The organism is Pseudomonas defluvii (genome assembly GCF_001695625.1).
Classification (GTDB): Bacteria; Pseudomonadota; Gammaproteobacteria; order Pseudomonadales; family Pseudomonadaceae; genus Aquipseudomonas; species Aquipseudomonas defluvii.
Window position 1 is genome coordinate 23,331 of sequence record NZ_MBPN01000025.1, and the last position, 18,537, is coordinate 41,867.

Sequence of the window (18,537 nt, forward strand, 5' to 3'; positions counted from 1 at the left end):
GGCTAATCGCCATCTTAATCGAAGCAAGTTGTACACAAAAGCCTGCTAACCCGATGGTCCGTTTCGGTGAGGCGGGAACTGGCGAGCCTGATCGACTCGCCAGATCCACGCCGGTTCTACTAGCGGGTAAAGACCTGGGCCGTGGTGATTGCCATGTCCCCCCCCGGCAACTTGATCTTGCCCAGTGGCTTCAGGCTGTCAGCATCGAAAATCGCCACATCGTTGAAGGTACCGGCCAGGTAGATCTTGCTGCCGGCCTTGTTGAACGAAATGCAGTAGTAGGAATGATCCAGGGTCGCTGCCTGGAGCATTTTCTTCTGCTTGATGTCGTACTTGGCCAGACGGTTGAGCACGCCAAAGACCAGGTTCGGGTCCTTGGGCGACACCATGCCGCTGAAGTAGATCTCGGTCAGCGGGCCAAAGTCGACGGTCTTGGTCTTGCCGGTGGCCAGGTCGATGTTGAAGAAGCCGTAAACATAGTCAGCGGTTGCCGGGTCTTCCTTCTTGTCCTTGAACTTGGCGGCCGTGTAGAGCAGCGAGAAATCATGCCGGTAGGTCTGCTGGTTCCACACGTAGAGCACATCCGGGGCGCTGTACAGCGGGCGCTTCCAGTGTCGGCTCGGCACCAGCACGTCGAACTTGCCGGTCTGCACGTTGACCTTGTAGATGTCCGGCCCGGCGATGTACAGGCTGCCGTCGTCACCGGTCTGCATGATGGTCAGCTGGCGTGGCGCCGGGAAGCTGCGCACGGGCTTGGCACTCATGCCGGCATTGGTGGCGTAGACATCCAGGCGCGGCTGCTGCACTTCATAGCGATCGTTGAGCATCCGTGTCGGGTTGGCGACGGTGTACAACTCCTTGCCATCATGGCTGACAGTGAAGGAAAACATTGAACGAGCCTTTTCCCCCGGCTGCTGGGTAATGCTGGCATGGAACACCTGTTTGCAGGTGTCCAGCTCGACCCCGTAGATGTCGGCGTAATGGTTGTTCAACACATAGGCAATTGTGCGGTCTGGCGACAGTTGCACGGTGCCCGGCCCAAAGGCGTCCGGCATCTGGCAGGTCTTGTAGAGGCTGTCGGTGGCCAGGTCGAGAATGTGCAGGTTGTTCGGGTAGTTGGTGGTGACCATGTACTCGTGGCCACGGTTGAGCGCCTTGCCCTCGTCGGCCAACAGTGGCCCGGAGCAGGCGCCAAGCACCAGAATGGCGGCCAGGCCGCGCGTTGCAGTCTGAAGCATGCGGGTATCCCTCTTGTTCGGCTGGGGGCTCATTTGTCTTCCGGGAACACGGTCCCCAGGTTGCGCCAATTGTCGTTGGAGGCCTGGGCGTCTTTGTTCCAGTCCGGGTAAGTGCTCATCATGTCCGGCACCTGGGCCGGCCACCAGCAAGGGTCAGAGCAACCATACAGGTCTGATTCCATCGGCTGGCACAGCGACGAAACGCCACCGAAGGCATCGATTTCCCAGCCCGGGTCTGTGGTCGAGGCACACCCGGCCACCGAGTTCATGGCCACAACCTCTTCAATGCGGTTCTCGTCGGCAGCCTGTTCGAGCTTGAGCGCTTTGTTATTGATCGGCTTGAGATGCTTCATGTCAGTGGACCTTGCGCGGAGTGATGTAGCGGCTGATGAAGGCCGGGTTCTCGGCCATGATCCGGCTGTAGACTTCGATGCCGAAGTCCACCCAGTCACGCATCAGTTCGCAGTAGTGATAGGTCGGGTGAGCGGGGTCGCCATAGCGAGCGTAACTTTCGTGGTAGCAGCCGCCTGAGCACAGGTTGCGAATGCGGCAGCTGTCGCACCCGGTGTTGGTGCGGTCCAGGCGCTGTGAGAGAAAGTCGTTGAGTTCGACCTGCTTGACCCCGCTGTGGACGTTACCGAACGTTGGCAACGACGAGCCGGTGAAGCGATGACAGAGGTTCAACTCCCCCTTGTGATCGACCGCCAGCATCTTCAGCCCGGCCCCGCAAGGCAGAGCCTTCTTGTGCCCTTCATGAATGTCGGTGATCAACTGGTGCAGGTTGGAGAAACCGATGCTGCGGTGCTCCAGCGCTGCCTCCAGGTACCGCCGCCCGAGGGCTTTCATGTTGGCGAACACCTGTACCAGCTCTTCGCTACTCAGGTTGTAATCGCTGATATCGCCAGAGGTCACCGGCGCAAAGCCGACCTCCGCAAAGCCCAGTTCGTTGAACAGGTGGTTCCAGATGGTTTCGACATCGGTGACGCCCCGGGTCAGGGTGACACGGGCGCCGACCGGGCGGCTGTCATAACGCGACAGCAACATGTCGACCTTGCGCCGAACCACATCGTAGGTGCCCTGCCCACCGACCGTGATGCGATTGCGGTCGTGCACGGTCTTCGGCCCGTCGATACTCACCGACAAACCGAATCGGTGGGCATTGAGGTAATCGACGATGTCTTCGGTGAGCAAGGTGGCATTAGTAGTCATGACGAACTCGACCCGCTTGCCCGCCTCACTGAAACGCCGCTCGCAGTAGTCGACCATGTACTCGATCAGCTTGCGGTTGCTCAGCGGCTCGCCGCCGAAGAACACCACGGTGTAGACCGACTCGTCCGGCGACTCCTTGAGCAGCATTTCCACCGAGGCCACGGCGGTCTCGACATCCATACGCTTGCCTTGCGAAGGCTTGTCCAGGTCCTCTTTGTAGCAGTAGGTGCAGCTCAGGTTACAGCCGGTGTTGACGTTCAACACCACCGTGTTGATCGCCGTGCGCTCGACCCGCCTAGTCGCCACTTCGGGGGTCAACGGCGAACCGTCGCTGACCAGTTCCAGGGCGATCAGCTCGCGCAGGGTTTCATTGATTTGCTCGCCGCCAAAACGCGGGGCCAGGCGCTGCTGCAGCGTTTCGCTGGAACAGCCCTCACCACGCAGGACGTCGATAATTTCCCCGGTCAGCGCATCGCTGGCGAACAGCGAGCTGCTGGGGATATGGAACAACATGCGTGCGTCATCAACCTGCACTTCGTGCAGGTTGCGCTCCACCAGGTTCAAGGTAACGCCCATCGCAACCTCCTCAAGCGGGGCCGGGCATTGCCGGCCCCCTTTTCATTCCGCTGATATGGCTGGGGTAACAGGCCCGTATCAAGGAATCGGTGGATTGTTCCAGCGCTGAACAGTGACGATCAGATGCCCCTCACCCGTGTGGGCTTTGCCTGCATCGTCCACCGCCGCAATGACCTTGAGGTTGCCGGCGTTGTTGGTCGACATCTTGCGCTCTGGGTTTGGCCCGGCATCACCTGGGGTGAATACACCCGCATCGGCCTGCATGCTGCCGGCAAACTTGACGTCTTCATCCTCGCGGGCACGGTCATCAAACGGCTCGACCTTCCATTGCGCCGGGAACACACCAATGCGGTAGGCCTTGCCGTCCGCGCTGCGGCCCCAGGCTTCGGCGTCGAAGCGGCCTTGAACCTTCGGTGTCGAACCACCGTTGTCACCGATACGGGCCACCGAGAACGCCGGCACTACCTTGACCTCGGCAATGTCGCGGTACACCGCCAATTGCTGGCCCTTGAGTGCACCGACAGTCACCTCGCGCAACCCGGCCGGAGCATCGGCGGCGGCCTTGAGCAGCACGCGCACACGTTGCGGGCTCTGCTCCAGCACCTTGACCACTTCAACCCCCTTGCCGAACGATGGCGTACCGTTCAGGCCGCTGCCGATCAGGCTGACTTCGGTTTCGCTGCCGGCCTTCAGGTAACCCGGCTGAACCGCCAGCAGTTGTGGGTGATCCTGCCGCGCAGCGATAAAGTCCAGGCCACGCTCATCGTGCGCGGTCTCAAACATCCGGCCCTTGAGCTGCGCGCCATTGGCAGCAAAAACCTGGCGCATTTTCACCCCGTCGATATCGACGTTACCGCGCCACTCATAACCACTGTAGAGAATGGCCGTACCCTGGCCCTTGAACGGGCTGCCATCGGCGTACTGGCCATCAACACTGAGGGTGAAATGATCGCCCTCGGCAGCGGTAACCTTCATCACCCCGTTAAGCTCGCCCTTGCCTGGCAGGTGGCCGCTGAACGTCCAGTCACCGACCAGGGCCTGAGCCTTGGGCATCGACTTTTGCCAGTCAGCCCAGGCCTTGCTGTCGAGCGGGTAACGCTTGGCGAGCAATGGCACCATTTCCTTACGGGCCAGGTCGAACCAGTCGCGGTCGCGAGACAGTGCCTGATACTCCAGCGACGGCCACTGGCCGAGGTGGAAGTTCACCAGGTGCTCCCACTCCTGCGCCGGGCGACGCTGCAAGGCCACCCGTGCCCCCGAGTGGCAACGACCGCACATCTGCTTGGTCTGGTCGTCGAACTGCTCGACGGTGTTCAGGCGACGCTCCAATGCATAACGCACACCGTCGGTTTCGCTGGGTGCCAGGCCTTGGTTGTCGGCCAGGTACTTGACCAGGGTGCGGCGATCTTCATCGCTGATCTTCAACTGGTGCATGGTCTGCATGCGCGCAATGCTCATCAGCCACCCCTCGGGGGTTTTGCGCTGATGGCTGATGCGGCTAAAGGCATTCTCACCCTCAGGCGTATGGCAACCCATGCAGGTTTCCTTGAGGATGGCCTGGGCTTCGCGTGCCTGGCTGGTCTGGGGCTGCAAGGCAAGGCTTACCGCCAACGCCAGCAGGCCACCGGCACTGGCGAACCGGAATGTTCTCTTCATCGATGTCTGACCTCCCACGGGGCTTATTCTTATCGTTGTTTTTTAGTGGTCTCTTCCTGCCGGCCGGGATGGATCAGGCAATGCACAGGCTGAAGAGGTACTGTCAGTAGCGATACATATTGCATGCCAAGAACTCAAAACCCCGTTCCTACAGGGCTTCCAGCACTTTTACCGCTTGCGCTGCGTTTAATTTCGCGACAGCTGTAGCACTCTGAGACGGCGCGACAGAACGGCTTGCACTTTACCGTTCTGGCACAAAATGCCATCATTGAGCCACTTTCCATCAGGGCTCCCACGCCCTGCATGTCATAAAAAACCATCATAAGACAAGCACCTCTCGCGTGACTCGACGGTGCGTTGCATCACCCCTTGCCTGCACAACCTGACGACGCCGTGGTCTACCACCCTAAGAGCGCCGCATTGACGCTGGCCTGCGAATGGCTTCGCAGGTCGCGCTTGTTGCTGCCACAAGGAATACACAGATGCTCTTGAGAACGATGAAAATTTCCCGCCGCGCGGGCCTTGGCTTTGCCTTGATCGCGCTGATGGCGCTGCTGCTAGGAAGCTTCTCGCTGCTGGAAATGCGCCGCATGAACGAACAGTCGCGTGTGGTTGATCGCAACTGGCTGCCTTCGATTCTCGCCCTCAATGACACGGCTCTGAGCGTATCGCGCATACGAACAATCACCCTGCGCCTGCTGACCGTACGCACCGACGAGGACATGCGAAGCAACCTGGAACGTCTCACCGAGCTCAAGCAACTGCTGCAAACCCAGCAGCAGCGCTATGAACAGCTCATCAGCCTGGACGAAGAAAAGGTTGCCTATGAAAACTTCCAGAACGCCAAGGCGCAGTACATGGCTGAGCAGGAACGGCTCAGCGCACTGGCACAGCAGGGCCACCAGGACCAGGCCATCACTATTGCCAACGGCACCCTCTATGAACACGCGGATGCCATGGTCAAGGCCTTGATCGCACTGATCGACCTGAACAAACAAGGGGCCAAGCAGGCCTCGCTGGAAAGCGACACGGTATTCAGTAATGCCAATGAACTGGTCATGACCATGATGATTGTCGTCGTGCTGCTGACGGTCGTGCTCGCCATTGTCCTGACCCGCAGCATCGTGCGCCCGCTGAGCCAGGCTGTGAGCGTCGCCGAAGTGATCGCCAGTGGCGATCTGTGCAGCGAAGTGACCGTGGTCGGCAGCGACGAACCGGCACAACTGCTGCAGGCACTCAAGCGCATGCAGACCAGCCTGCGCACGACCATTCAGCGCATCGCCGACTCTTCCAGCCAACTGGCGTCGGCCGCAGAAGAGTTGCAAGCCGTCACCAATGACTCCACCAAGACCCTGCTCCAGCAGAGCAACGAAGTGGAACAGGCGGCAACGGCGGTCAACGAAATGACCACCGCGGTCGAGGAAGTGGCCCGCAATGCGGTCAGCACCTCCGAGGCCTCGGGCGAAACCGACCAGACCGCACGCCATGGTCGTCAGCAGGTGCAACAGACCGTCGATTCCATTGGCCTGCTGGCCGAAGACGTCACCCGTACCTGTGAACAGGTTGAACACCTCGCCGGTGATGTGCGCAACATTGGCCAGGTGCTTGAAGTGATTAGAGCGATTGCCGAGCAGACCAACCTGTTGGCCCTCAACGCCGCGATCGAAGCGGCCCGCGCAGGCGATGCGGGCCGTGGCTTTGCCGTGGTGGCCGATGAAGTGCGGGCACTGGCGCACCGCACCCAGCAGTCGACCCAGGAAATCGAGTCGATGATCGGCACCATCGAACAGGGTACCGAGGGCGCAGTCAGTGCCATGCGCAACAGCAATGAACGGGCACACGCCACCCTGGATGCTGCACTGGCCTCAGGCCATGCGCTGGAACAGATCACCCAGGCCATTGCCGCCATCAACGAACGCAACCTGGTGATTGCCAGTGCCAGCGAGGAGCAGGCCCAAGTCGCCCGCGAGGTAGATCGCAACCTGATCAACATCCGCGACCTGTCGATGCAAACCTCGGCCGGCGCCAACCAGAGCAACGCCGCCAGCCAATCACTGGCACACCTGGCCGTGCAACTGAACGGGCTGGTGGCACAGTTCAAAGTCTGACCCTGCAGCAACGCCCTCTGCGCAGGGCGTTGTTTTCAACAGGGCAGTTGTCGCGTCTCAGCACTGTCTCAGTTTGAGACGCCAGAACCCGCCTCAAGCAGCCAAGCCCCCTGTTTTCAGGGGGTTCTTGAGCTTGGCACAAGGGTTGCGAATACCCACGGCATTCACTCACAAGAACGAGGTTTGCCATGTCCGCCACTGCCCCCCTGCTGCCTGCCGTTGAGGCGTTTCTGCAGCGTGCTCCCCGTATGTTGATCGGTGCCGATTGGGTTGAAGCCACCGACGGTGCGCTGATGACGCTGCGCAACCCTGCCACTGGCGAACCGTTGTGCCAGGTGCCCAGCGCCACGCCAGCCGATGTCGAACGCGCCGTGCTCGCCGCCCGCAAGGCCTTTGACGACTCGGCGTGGAGCCGCACCCGCCCGCGCGAACGGCAGAACCTGTTGTGGCGCCTGGCTGACCTGCTGGAGCGGGACGCCGAGATCGTGGCCCAGCTCGAATGCCTGAACAACGGCAAGAGCGCCGCCGTGGCACGGGTGATGGACGTGCAGCTGTCCATCGATTTTCTGCGCTACATGGCCGGCTGGGCCACCAAGGTCGAAGGCAGCACGGTGGATGTGTCGATGCCGCTGATGCCCGCCGATCAGTTTCACGGTTTCATTCGCCGTGAAGCCGTCGGTGTCGTCGGCGCTATCGTGGCCTGGAACTTCCCGCTGCTGCTGGCCTGCTGGAAGCTCGGCCCGGCGCTGGCAACCGGGTGTACAGTGGTACTCAAGCCCGCCGATGAAACGCCGTTGAGCGCCCTCAAGCTGGCCGAACTGGCTCTCGAAGCCGGCTACCCGGCCGGGGTCTTCAACGTGGTCACCGGCACCGGCGTCGTCGCTGGCGATGCCCTGACCCGTAACCCACGGGTGGATAAACTGACCTTCACCGGCTCGACCGCTGTCGGCCAGCAGATCGGCAAGATCGCCATGGACAACATGACCCGGGTCACCCTGGAGCTGGGCGGTAAATCACCCACCATCGTCATGGCCGATGCCGACCTTGTCAGCGCGGCGGCGGGTGCTGCCAGTGCGATTTTCTTTAACCAGGGGCAGGTCTGCTGCGCCGGTTCGCGGTTATATGTGCAGCGCAAGCATTTTGACAATGTGGTCGCCGATATCGCCGGTATTGCCAACGCCATGAAGCTCGGCAACGGCCTGGACCCCAGCGTAGAGATGGGCCCGCTGATTTCCGCACGGCAGCAACAGCGGGTGTTCAACTACATTGAGCAAGGCCGCAACAGCGGTGCCAGCATTGCCTGTGGAGGTGAACAGTTTGGTCCCGGCTACTTCGTCAAACCAACGGTCATCGTCGATGTCGATCAGCGTCACCCACTGGTGCAGGAAGAAATTTTCGGCCCGGTGCTGGTGGCGATTCCATTCGATGACGAGGCCGACGCCCTGCGCATGGCCAACGACAGCCCCTATGGTCTGGGGGCGAGTATCTGGTCGAACGACCTGGCCGCCGTCCACCGGATGATCCCACGCATTCGCTCCGGCTCAGTCTGGGTCAACTGCCACAGCGCCCTCGACCCGGCGCTGCCGTTCGGTGGCTACAAGATGTCCGGTGTGGGCCGCGAGATGGGCGCAGCAGCCATCGAGCACTACACCGAACTCAAGTCGGTGTTGATCAAGCTGTAAGCCTCAGGGGCGATAGCCCTGACTGAGCAACCAGCTGCGGATCATCCGCGCCTGCTCAGGCTCCAGACCGGCCAGCACCTGCTCGGCCGGTTCGTGCTTCAGGCGCTTCACCAACGGCGCCACCGCCACGCCCTGTACATGCCAGATCCCCATTGGCTGATCAGGGCTCACCACCAGCTCCACTTCATCCACCCAGCCATCCCGAAGCACCGGGCCGGCCTGCACCTGCAAGGCAGCAAAGTCTGCCTCCTGGTGTGCGGGCGCCTGGTCGGGCCAGCAACTGCGAGCCTGCCAGAACGGCGCATCAGGCCATTGTTGCTCCTGAGCGTAGAAGTCTCGCCCATTACGGGCAAAGCGCCAGAACAGGTGCTCGACCCGTTGCTGGTGAAACTGCAACGCCAACGCCGCACGTTCAGGCCGTTGCAGCAGCGTGTTGATCACCGCTGGCGCCTGCAATGCCGACGACAGCGATTGAAAGATACCGTTGCCCGACAAGGGATCGACGGCCATCGCCGCATCGCCAACACGCAGCCAGCCCTCTGCGCCGGTCTGCCGGCTGAGAATGGCTGTGCTGCTGCGGGCATGCAGGTGCAGGTCGTGTTCCTCGTCGGCACCGAAAAAGCGACAGACCATTTCCGATTGCTGACGCCGTGCACGGCAGTAGTCCAGCAGCGCGGCCTTGTCCGGCAGTTGAGTGCTGGCAACGTCGAGGGTCAGTTGCCAGTAGCAACGACCATCCGCTTGGCGTGCCATCCACGCCCAACCATCGGCAAAACTCTGCACCGCGCTGGCATTCGGGCCTGGTCGCCCTTGCCAGCGGTTCAACAGGCTCAGGGTTTCCGGCCCGCGCCAGGCCCTGCCCGACGACGCCTTGCTCGCCTGCGGTGCCTGTCGACCACGGGCCTCCACCAGAAAATCAGCAAACACGGGCGCCGCACCTTCAAGCGTGACGCCCATCTGACCAGCGTCACGCTCGACACTCAGCACCCGCCCTTCGATCAGCGCTACTCCCGCCGCGTGCAGATCATCGCGCAGGCCTTGATCAAAGCGCGGTCGGTCGAGCAGGTATTCCAGGTTCTGTGCCGTGCTCTGCCCGTTCCATTGCACCTGCCGCTGCGAAGGCTCGCTGGCAGCGGCCAGGGCACGCAACAACCCCGCCCCACGCAGGCCTTCGAGTACACGCGGTGAAACGCCCTCAAGGGCCGCAAAACGGCGCCACTCACTGACCACGCACACGTCATGGCCGAGCCGCCGCAAGCCCAGAGCGACGGCAGCACCCGCCGGCCCGGCGCCAAGCACCAGTACCCGGCTCATGGTGCCAGCCGCCGTTCAGGACCGTGATAGTGTGCCTGCTCATGCAGCCAGTCACGGATCCCTTGATTGCTGGCATCCGGGTGCTGCTGCAAGAATGCTGCGAGATGCCCGGTCAGGGCCGCACACCCCAGGCTAGCCCCGGACAGCCGGCCATCGGCACTGCGCACACAAGCCCCCACATCGGCCTGGGCGCTGCCCAGCCAGCTCCACTGCTGCGGCAGGCAACGGGCATCGCCGGTCACCCGCAACACCCCTGGGTAGGCTGCTGGGTACACCGGTGAACCTTGCGCCGGGCTCGAAGCACACAGCAGGATGCCGGCCTCCACCGCCAAGGCGCAGGCCTGGCGCAGTGCGGGGCGATCTTCGCGCAGCCCCAGGCTCAGGTTGATCACCCGCACCTGGCAGGCAAGCAGCCACTCAATGGCAGCGGCAACCTGCAAGGCACTGGTCACCCCACGGCCATCGAACACCTGCGCCACGTACAAACGCGCCTCGCCAGCCCGCTCAAGAATGGCCGCAGATACCGCGCTGCCATGGCCCAATGCATCTGCTTCGGCTTCGTGTTCAAGCAAACCGGCGTGCGCCAGGGCAAACCGGCGGGCAGCCACAGGCGGCTGCTCGCTGAGGTCATGGCCACTGTCGACCACGCCAATACGCACCTCAGGCTTCATGGCTCACGGCTCCAGTTGTGGATAACTGACCGTCAAACAATTCCAGGCGCAGATCGGCATCGGCCAGGGTCGAAGAACGGTGACTGATCAAAATCCGCGTACGCCCACGGAACAGCTGATCAATTGCGCCGATCACCTCACGCTCAGTCGCTTCATCGACCGCCGAGGTGGCTTCGTCCAACACCAGAATCAGTGGGTCCTGAAGCAAGGCCCGGGCAATCGCGATACGCTGCTTCTGCCCACCCGACAACTGCTGGCCGCGCTCGCCCAAGGGGCTGTCGAGGCCTTCGGGCAAGCTGGCGATCAGGCTGTCCAGTTGCGCCAGACGTGCAACCTCGGCAATGGCTTCACGACTGGCATCCGGCACGCTGTAGGCGAGATTGTCGGCCAGGCTGCCGCGAAACAGCACAATGTCCTGGCTGACCACCGCGACCCGGCGGCGCAGCTCGAACAGGTCCAGCTCACGCAGGTCGCAGCCGCCCAGCACGATTCGCCCGGCCTGGGGATCGTAAAAACGCTGCAGCAGGTCGATCAGGGTCGATTTACCTGCGCCGGAAATACCACTCAATGCCACTTTGCAGCCTTGAGGAATCGACGCCTGTACCTCACGTAACAACGGCGGCCGACCGGGGTGGGCGAAGCACACCCCCTCGAACTGCAAGTCGGACGTGCTCGGCATCGCACGGGGTGATGCCGGGTTGACCACGTTCGGCACCTCACCGCGCAGCTCCATCACCCGCCCAAGGCTGACGCTCATGCGCTGCATCGCCACGTACAAGCCGAGCAAGCTCTGCACAGGCCCCACGGCCATGCCCAGGTAGGTCGAAAAGGCAATCAGTGCACCCAGTTGCCAGGTACCCTGCACCACCCAATAGCCGCCCACCAGAAAGGCGCAGGCGCGCGACAGCGAAGTCAGGGTACCGGGTACGGCTTGGGTGAAAAACTCAGTGACCTGCAAACGCAGCAACTGCTGCATGTAGCCTTGGCCGAGCCCATCAAGGCGCCGCGCTTCACGCTGCTGCTGGCCAGCAGACTGAATGAACTTCATCGCGGGCAGAGTCTCGACCAGAAACGAAGACACATCCGCCGAACGCTCGCGCAACTGGCGCACCTCTCGCTCGACCTTGCGCCGCATCCAGCGCAGCCAGAGCACGTCCAGCGGGATCAACACCAACGCCAGCAACGACAGCTTCCATGACAACGCCAGCAGCATGCCCAGCGCACAGACCAAGCCGATCACGCTGGACACGGCCGAGAACAGCGAGTCGACGGCAAAGCGCTGGATCTCGGCCACGTCACCGTCGAGCCGCGACATCAAGTCACCAATCCGCCGCTGGCCGTAGAAGGTCGGCGACAAGCCCTGAAGGTGGCGATAGATTTCATCGCGCAGGGCAAACAGAATGCGCCCGGACAGCCGCGTGTGCAGGTAGCGGTTGAGCCCCGACAGCAGCGTGCCGAGGATACCGGCCACGACCATCACGCCAGCAATGGTGGCCAGGGCCGGGAAATTACGCGCCAGCAGGCCATCATCGATCAAGAGTTTGGTCAGCCACGGCTGCACCAGCACCAGCAGCGTGGCACACAAGGACAACCCCAACAGCCCGGCAATCGCCATGCGCTGCGGCCGAACGAAGCCGTACAACCAGCGCAGGGACTGCTGCAAGGCTTCGGGGTCCTTGTGATCGATCAAACGGGCAAGCCAGCGCATCATGACTGCAACTGCTTGAACTTGCGGTAGAGCGTGGCACGGCTGATGCCCAGGTCTTGGGCGGCCGCCGACACATTGCCATGATGGCGCTCCAGCGCCTGACGAATCAGGGTCAATTCGTTGTCCCGTATCCGCCCACTGGCCTGAGCCGCTTGGGTGCCCCGCAAGGTTTCGAGCAGGTTGTCCGGCAGGTGTTCAAGGCCCAGTTCAAGCTCACCCTCCTCGCGCATGGCCAGCAAGGTGCGCACGGTCATTTCCAGTTGGCGGATGTTGCCCGGCCAGTGGTAACCGATGAACAGCGCCGACAATTCATCGGACAGGTACGCCCCTTTGCCGCCGAGCTTTTCCAACAGGCTGGCAACCAGCGCCATGAGGTCTTCCCGCTCACGCAGGGGCGGCAGTTGCACGCTGATACCATTAATGCGGTAGTACAGGTCTTCGCGGAAGTGGCGTTCTTCGACCTGACGCTTCAGGTCGCGGTGAGTAGCGCAGATCAACGCAACATCCAGGTCCTGTTCTTCGGCGGCCCCCAACGGCGCCACCTTGCGCTCCTGCAGCACCCGTAACAGACGAGCCTGCAAGGCCAGTGGCATATCACCGATTTCGTCGAGGAACAGTGTGCCGCCATGGGCCTGCTGCAAGCGCCCGACCACACCGCCACGCCGGGAACCGGTAAAGGCGCCCTCACGGTAGCCAAACAGTTCAGACTCGATCAGGCCCTCGGGAATCGCCGCGCAGTTGACCGCGACAAAGGGTTTCGCTGCCCGTGGGCTGGCCAGGTGCAACGCACGCGCCACCACTTCCTTACCGCTACCGGTCTCCCCCAACAGCACTACCGGCAACTCACCGACCAGCCCTTGGCGGGCCATGCGCAGGGCGCGGGCGTAGCGGCTATTGCCCGCACCCAGGCTTTGCAGGTCAGGATGTTCCATGTTCGGGCGAGGACTGCGCCGGGGCGTGACAGGCACGCTCACCGCTCGCAGCGGCACTTGCAGGGTCTTGTAGAAAAATGCGCCCTTGGCGGTCTCGATGGCGTCGACGCGCCCCAATTGCAGGCGCGCCAACCATTGTTCCAAACGCATGCCCAGCAGGCTTTCACACTGTTGACCGACCAACTGGGGACGGGCCACACCCAGCAGTTGGCAGGCCTGATTACTGACGGCGAGGATCTGCCCGTCAAGCCCAAGGGCAACCAGCCCCTGCCAGGGCGAATCAAGAAACTGTCGGCGGCTGTGAAATGCCAGTACCACCTGGTCCGGGTAGCTGGTGTTGAACAAACGGCCTTCAATCTGACTGACTGCCAGCGCCAGCAGCGCGGTGCGATCCTGCACCCGACCCAACGGCCCTTGGCGGGTCAGGTCGAGGACACCCAGCAGGTCGCCCTGCGGGCAATGGATCGGCACCGAGGTGCAGGAAAAATCACTGAGCCGCTCCAGGTAGTGTTCGCCACAATCGATCTGCACCGTACGCGCCTCAACCAGTGCGGTACCCAGAGCGTTGGTGCCACGTGCCGATTCACTCCAGCACGTGCCCGGCCTGATGTCGCCGAGGCCTGCGTGCTTCAGGGCGTCAGCCTGGCCTTCGATGGTCAGGATGGTGGCGTCGGCGTTGGCCAGGATGATCACACTGTCCTTGCCCTGGCGCGCACGCAGGTAATCGATTTCGGCAGTGGCTGCATCCAACAACACGCGGTTGCTGGCCAGCAGCAGGTCGAGGTTGGCCGACGAACTCAAGTCGAAGTCGTGACGGCTGTTCAGCGGCACCCCATGGCCCAGGCTACGGCGCCAGGACGCATCGATTTCGGCACGCAGAATACCGTCGGGCAATTGCCCTTCCAGCGACAGCCGCTCACGCGCAAGGCGAGCATCGAACGGCGGAACTTCAGTTGTTGTTTTTATTCTGTTCATGAGCTGCTCCGGATCGGATTGTCCGATTCAAGCAAGTCCCACGCCAAGGAAACGGCGAGGACACCACTCCTGCTCTTTTACGTTAACGTAAAGCTTGCTGCAATCACCAAGCATCGTTTATCGCTAGTTCAACAGGCCCAACGCCTTGGCGCGCGCCACCGCCTGGGTGCGTCGCTCCACGCCAAGCTTGCTGTTGATATGGCTGGCGTGGGTTTTCACCGTGTGCAGGGAGATGAACAGACGCTCACTGATTTCCTGGTTCGAGCAACCCTGGGCGATCAGCTCCAGTACTGCCAGCTCCCGCGCACTCAGTGCCTCGCTGGGCGCCCCTGACGTGTCGCTTTCAGGCACCGGCAACAAGGCCAGCAAACTGGTTCGAACCGGCCCGACAGGTTGCCCAAGCAGTTGCTCGCGCAGCCAGCCCGGTTGTTCGTTCAGCAGGATCTGGAAAGGTTGCAGGGTACCGCCCTTCGCCGCGTCCAGGCTTTGCACCAGCAGGCTGCGGGCTTCGCTCTCGCGACCGCCGGCCAGCTTCAAGGCCACTAGCTGACACAACGCCATGACACACAGCAGTTGCCCACCGTTGGCCTGCCCCCGCTCATTCAAGGCAAGCAAGCGCTGCTCGGCCTGCTCGTTGCGCCCCTGTACGCGCTCCAAACGTGCTTGCTGCAGCTCGATATGCAACGGCAACAGCGGGTGAAACTCTGGTGCAGCGGCGGCCAGTTTGCCGCCATAGGTCTGCCCCAGGCGCTGCAACCAGGCGTCAGCCAGGTCGATGCGCCCTTGCGCCAACCACAGCTCACATTTGACCAAGGTGATCATTGCCAGATAGAAAATCGGTGGCACGTCCCAGATATGCATCAGCCGTTCGGCTTCGGCGAGCTCGGCATACGCCTCGGTAAAGCGTCCTTCACGACCATCGAGCGTGGCGATCATGCAATGACCGATCAACACGCTGATGTCCCGACACGCCCGCGCCTCGACCACTCCCGCGCGCAAGCGGCTGCGACCCGCCTGGGGCTGCAGACGCGCGGCCAGCAGATACCCTTCATACAGGGTCAAGCGGGCGCGCGCCGCGTACAGCCGCTGGGCCGAAAGCCCTTGCAGGCGCTGCAGCCCCTGGCGCACTTCATCCTGCGCCCGGAGTATTTCGCCACGGGCATGCAGCACGCGCGCCCGGTCGTAATGGGCCAAGGCCTCGAATAACGGGTTGCCCACCCGCTGGGCCAACTCCAGGGCCTCACGGTTCCAGCCACGTGCACGCCAGAAATCACCATCGGCAATCGCCAGGTTGGACAAGGTCGACAAACACACCAGCCGCTGCCCGTAGCGCTTCTGCGGCAGGCTGCGCAGGGCCTCGGTGCAGTAGGCCAAGGTGCGCGCGCGATCACCACGCCCCCGGGCGATCACCCCACTCAAGGCCAGCCACTGAGCCAGCATCGACTTTTGAGCCGTGGCGGACGGCGCCGGCAGAAAGCGGCTCAGGTGACTGGCCAACTCTTCGGCGGCATCCAGCTGGCAGGCCAACCCCAGCGCCCAGCTGTACAGCACGATCAGCCGTGGCGTACTGACCAGCAGGCTGTCGGGCAAGTCCATCTTCCAGCGCAGCAGCATGCCAACGTTCTGTTCGGCCAACAGTTGCTCTTCCGAGAGGTTCTGCACCAGGTTGGCGGCTACGTCCAGATGCCCGGCACGCAGCGCCTGCTCGACAGCCTCATCGAGCAATCCCTGACTGTGGAACCAGCGACAGGCGCGCAGATGCAGGCTCGACAGCGGCAAACTGGTTTGCCGACTACGCAGCAGGTCGGAAAACAGGTGGTGGTAACGGAACCAACGACCGTTTTCGTCCAGCGGCACCAGGAACACCTGATGCGCCTGCAGAAAACGCAGAATGTCGGCGCTGTCATGGCTCTCGCGCAGGGCATCGCAGAGTTCACTGCAGAACCGCTCCTGACAGGCCGTGTCGTAGAGGAACGCCTGGACCTCACTGGGCAGGCAGTCGATCACCTCCTCAAGCAGGTAATCACGAATCAACCCCTCCCCGCCATGCAGGGCTTGGGGCAAGGCGTTGTCGGTACCGGATTCGCTGGCTGCCAGCAGCCAGAATCGCAGGCCGGCGACCCAGCCGTCGCTGCGCTGGATCAGGTTGTCCAGGGCCTGACCACGCAGGGCTGTAGGGTGCTGTACGAGCACCGCATGGGATTCATCCGGCGTCAGGCGCAGGTCTTGTTCGTTGAGCTCACACAACTGGCGCGATAAACGCAGCCGCGCCAGGTGCCAGTCAGGGCGCTGACGGCTGGTGACCAATAGCACCAGCCCCGGCGGCAGATGGTTGAGAAAGAACTGCAGGCAACGGTCGAGCACCGGCCCCTGTGCCAGGTGGTAATCGTCCAGCACCACCAACAGCGGGTTGTTGGGCTGCAAATGCCGGCTGAGGTCATCCAGCAGGCCGTCGAGCCACTCCTCGAAAGCGAATGGCTGATGCCGCTGGCGCATTTTCAACAAGCCCAAGGCCTGGGCGCCCAGAGCCGGGCAGTAATGCTGAAGCCCTTCAAGCAGGCGTTCAAGGAAACGCCCCGGGTCGCTGTCGCGTCGGTTCAGGCTCAACCACAGGCTTTGCCAGTGCGCTGGCAGGCCCTGACAGAACTCCACCGCAAGCGAGCTTTTACCGAAACCGGCCGGCGCACTGACCAACAACAGGCGCCCACCCAATCCGGCCTGCAAACGCTGGCACAGCCTCGGGCGCGGCACATGAGCGTCGGGCAATGGCGGACGATAGAAACGTCCCTCCAGGGCGCTGACGGCCAGGCTGGAAAATCCTTGCGTGCGGGACAGATCAGTCATGACCGGCTCGTTTTGGTTTGGATTGTCGGCAGAACGGATCAGGGCAGACTAACGGCTTAACCTGCACATTTGAAGACAATTGCCGCGTATTACCCAAAAAAGACTACAACAAAAAAAGTCAGCGCCCCGCACGCACATCGCATCAGCCACCGACGGATTGCCAGACAGGCGACCGGCGCAAACAGAAACGCCCCGGCAAGCCGGGGCGTTCTGGGGATCACACGGAGGTTACAGCGTTAGCGCACGCCGTCCTGGCGAAGCGCTGCAGGGGTGAAGTCACTGGTGTTGGCCGTGAAGCCGAAGTCGTAGGCTTTCTTCTCTTCGTTCTTCATGCCCAGCGCCAGGTAACGACCGGACTGCAGGTCGTAGATCGTCTCGAGGGTGTACCACGGCACCTGAACGTTGTAGTAGTCCTGGGAATGGGCTTCCGCCACACGCCACAGCTGGCCGCGACCGTCGTAGTGGTCGATTACTGCTGCCTGCCAGGTGTCTTCGTCAATGTAGAAGTCACGTTTGGCATAGATATGACGCTGACCAGGCTTGAGGGTTGCCACCACATGCCAGACACGGCGCAGCTCATAACGGGTCAGGTCCTGGTTGATGTGGCCGGCCTTGAGGATGTCCGCGTACTTCAGGTTCGGCGAGTCGAGCTTGTAGCTGTTGGAGGCGATGTACATCTCCTTCTTGCCTTCAAGCTTCCAGTCGTAGCGATCCGGCGCGCCGTTGTACATGTCCAGGTTGTCGGAGGTACGCAAGCCATCCGCCGCCGTACCCGGGCCGTCATAGGACACTTGCGGGGCACGCCGCACACGACGCTGACCGGCGTTGTAGACCCACGCCAGGCGCGGTTCCTTGACCTGGTCGAGGGTTTCGTGAACCAGCAGCACACCACCGGCCAAACGCGCTGGCGCCGTCACTTTCTGCTTGAAGTAGAAGAGGATGTTGCCCGGGTTGTTCGGGTCGTAATCCTTCATCTTGTCGCGGAAAACGAACTGGTCCTGGAAGTACACCAGGCTGTACGAACCGTTGGCCTGAGGGGTGGCCTGGGTCACCAGACGGGTCACGCTGCCGCCGCGATAACGGGTGATGTGGTTCCAGATGACCTCGACACCACTCTGTGGAATCGGGAACGGAATGGCTGTCTTGAAGTTCTCAAGGCCGTTACCGCCCTGCACCAGCTTGGTGGCGGTGGCGTTTTCCTTGATCGCCGCAAACACCTCGTCGGGAACAGTAGAACCACGGTGCGTTGGGTAGACCGGAATCGTATAGGTGTCAGGGTAGCGCTTGAACATCGCAACCTGGCCCGGCGCCAGCTTGTCTTTGTACTGATCGACGTTCTGCGCCGTGATGGTGAACAGCGGCTTCTCGTTACCGTAAGGGTCGGCGAGGAACCCTTTGGCATCCACCGAGCCGGCGGTTTTCGGCAACGGGCTCCAGGCCGGGATCGAACCATTGGCGTTAGGGCCCTTTTCAGCCCCCATCGGTGTCAGGCTGGCGCCGAGCTTGGCAGCTTCGCTGGCGGGAACGGCTGCCATGACACTGCTGGCCAGCAGGGTCAGGCCCAGCACACCGGCTTGCAGCAGACTCTTGGTTGTTTTCATAGTTGTGCTCTTCCTGAATCAGT

12 protein-coding genes and 1 pseudogene are annotated in these 18,537 nt (G+C 62.2%); 3 read left to right on the plus strand and 10 right to left on the minus strand.

Going from position 1 to position 18,537, the window contains the following annotated elements; translation table 11 throughout:
• Positions 1-119 precede the first annotated feature (119 nt).
• From peaD to peaA, 4 genes are all read right to left on the minus strand, one after another.
• A complete protein-coding gene (gene peaD / locus EKA13_RS09410; protein ID WP_065759129.1) occupies positions 120-1,238 on the minus strand; it encodes a quinohemoprotein amine dehydrogenase subunit beta in 1,119 nt (372 codons plus the stop codon).
• A gap of 29 nt (positions 1,239-1,267) precedes the next feature.
• Positions 1,268-1,591 (minus strand): quinohemoprotein amine dehydrogenase subunit gamma, encoded by a 324-nt coding sequence (gene qhpC, locus EKA13_RS09415; protein ID WP_065759130.1) that lies wholly within the window; start codon positions 1,589-1,591, stop codon positions 1,268-1,270.
• 1 nt (position 1,592) lies between these two features.
• A complete protein-coding gene (peaB, locus tag EKA13_RS09420; protein ID WP_065759131.1) occupies positions 1,593-3,023 on the minus strand; it encodes a quinohemoprotein amine dehydrogenase maturation protein in 1,431 nt (476 codons plus the stop codon).
• Positions 3,024-3,101: 78 nt separating this feature from the next.
• Positions 3,102-4,679 carry a quinohemoprotein amine dehydrogenase subunit alpha gene (peaA, locus tag EKA13_RS09425; protein ID WP_065759132.1) on the minus strand — a complete coding sequence of 526 codons (1,578 nt, stop codon included), beginning with the start codon at positions 4,677-4,679 and terminating at the stop codon, positions 3,102-3,104.
• Positions 4,680-5,176: 497 nt separating this feature from the next.
• Between peaA and EKA13_RS28800 the strand changes: the two are divergent.
• The 3 genes and pseudogenes from EKA13_RS28800 to EKA13_RS09435 form a co-directional block, all read left to right on the plus strand.
• Positions 5,177-5,929 (plus strand): annotated as a pseudogene (locus EKA13_RS28800) (MCP four helix bundle domain-containing protein); the annotation flags it as partial.
• Entirely contained in the window at positions 5,924-6,787 is an 864-nt protein-coding gene (locus tag EKA13_RS28805; RefSeq protein WP_425415168.1) for a methyl-accepting chemotaxis protein, read from the plus strand. The pseudogene EKA13_RS28800 and the gene EKA13_RS28805, both read left to right, overlap by 6 nt.
• 188 nt (positions 6,788-6,975) lie before the next feature.
• Positions 6,976-8,469, plus strand: a complete 1,494-nt coding sequence (locus EKA13_RS09435; RefSeq protein ID WP_065759134.1) for an aldehyde dehydrogenase family protein — start codon at positions 6,976-6,978, stop codon at positions 8,467-8,469.
• 3 nt (positions 8,470-8,472) lie between these two features.
• Here the strand turns inward: EKA13_RS09435 and qhpG are convergent, their stop codons facing one another.
• From qhpG to EKA13_RS09465, 6 genes are all read right to left on the minus strand, one after another.
• On the minus strand, positions 8,473-9,783 hold the full coding sequence (gene qhpG / locus EKA13_RS09440) for a flavin-dependent monooxygenase QhpG (protein ID WP_065759135.1): 1,311 nt from the start codon (positions 9,781-9,783) through the stop codon (positions 8,473-8,475).
• A complete protein-coding gene (qhpE, locus tag EKA13_RS09445; RefSeq protein WP_065759136.1) occupies positions 9,780-10,454 on the minus strand; it encodes a subtilisin-like serine protease QhpE in 675 nt (224 codons plus the stop codon). Before qhpE ends, qhpG begins: the two co-directional genes overlap by 4 nt.
• Positions 10,444-12,165, minus strand: a complete 1,722-nt coding sequence (locus EKA13_RS09450; protein ID WP_065759137.1) for an ABC transporter ATP-binding protein — start codon at positions 12,163-12,165, stop codon at positions 10,444-10,446. Before EKA13_RS09450 ends, qhpE begins: the two co-directional genes overlap by 11 nt.
• A complete protein-coding gene (locus tag EKA13_RS09455; protein WP_065759138.1) occupies positions 12,162-14,069 on the minus strand; it encodes a sigma-54-dependent Fis family transcriptional regulator in 1,908 nt (635 codons plus the stop codon). The genes EKA13_RS09450 and EKA13_RS09455 overlap by 4 nt, the downstream gene beginning before the upstream one ends.
• 123 nt (positions 14,070-14,192) lie before the next feature.
• A complete protein-coding gene (locus EKA13_RS09460) occupies positions 14,193-16,913 on the minus strand; it encodes a winged helix-turn-helix domain-containing protein (RefSeq protein WP_065759139.1) in 2,721 nt (906 codons plus the stop codon).
• A 236-nt stretch (positions 16,914-17,149) separates the two neighbouring features.
• Positions 17,150-18,514: a DUF1329 domain-containing protein gene (locus EKA13_RS09465; protein ID WP_065759140.1), complete on the minus strand. Its 1,365-nt coding sequence runs from the start codon at positions 18,512-18,514 to the stop codon at positions 17,150-17,152.
• Positions 18,515-18,537 lie beyond the last annotated feature (23 nt).

Bases quoted from the DNA above. Each gene is read 5' to 3' on its own strand.
- EKA13_RS28805 (WP_425415168.1), top strand. From the start codon at position 5,924: ATGCAGACCAGCCTGCGCACGACCATTCAGCGCATCGCCGACTCTTCC.
- peaB (WP_065759131.1), bottom strand. From the start codon at position 3,023: ATGGGCGTTACCTTGAACCTGGTGGAGCGCAACCTGCACGAAGTGCAG.
- EKA13_RS09455 (WP_065759138.1), bottom strand. From the start codon at position 14,069: ATGAACAGAATAAAAACAACAACTGAAGTTCCGCCGTTCGATGCTCGC.
- EKA13_RS09465 (WP_065759140.1), bottom strand. From the start codon at position 18,514: ATGAAAACAACCAAGAGTCTGCTGCAAGCCGGTGTGCTGGGCCTGACC.
- EKA13_RS09435 (WP_065759134.1), top strand. From the start codon at position 6,976: ATGTCCGCCACTGCCCCCCTGCTGCCTGCCGTTGAGGCGTTTCTGCAG.
- qhpG (WP_065759135.1), bottom strand. From the start codon at position 9,783: ATGAGCCGGGTACTGGTGCTTGGCGCCGGGCCGGCGGGTGCTGCCGTC.
- qhpC (WP_065759130.1), bottom strand. From the start codon at position 1,591: ATGAAGCATCTCAAGCCGATCAATAACAAAGCGCTCAAGCTCGAACAG.
- peaA (WP_065759132.1), bottom strand. From the start codon at position 4,679: ATGAAGAGAACATTCCGGTTCGCCAGTGCCGGTGGCCTGCTGGCGTTG.
- qhpE (WP_065759136.1), bottom strand. From the start codon at position 10,454: ATGAAGCCTGAGGTGCGTATTGGCGTGGTCGACAGTGGCCATGACCTC.
- EKA13_RS09460 (WP_065759139.1), bottom strand. From the start codon at position 16,913: ATGACTGATCTGTCCCGCACGCAAGGATTTTCCAGCCTGGCCGTCAGC.
- EKA13_RS09450 (WP_065759137.1), bottom strand. From the start codon at position 12,165: ATGATGCGCTGGCTTGCCCGTTTGATCGATCACAAGGACCCCGAAGCC.
- peaD (WP_065759129.1), bottom strand. From the start codon at position 1,238: ATGCTTCAGACTGCAACGCGCGGCCTGGCCGCCATTCTGGTGCTTGGC.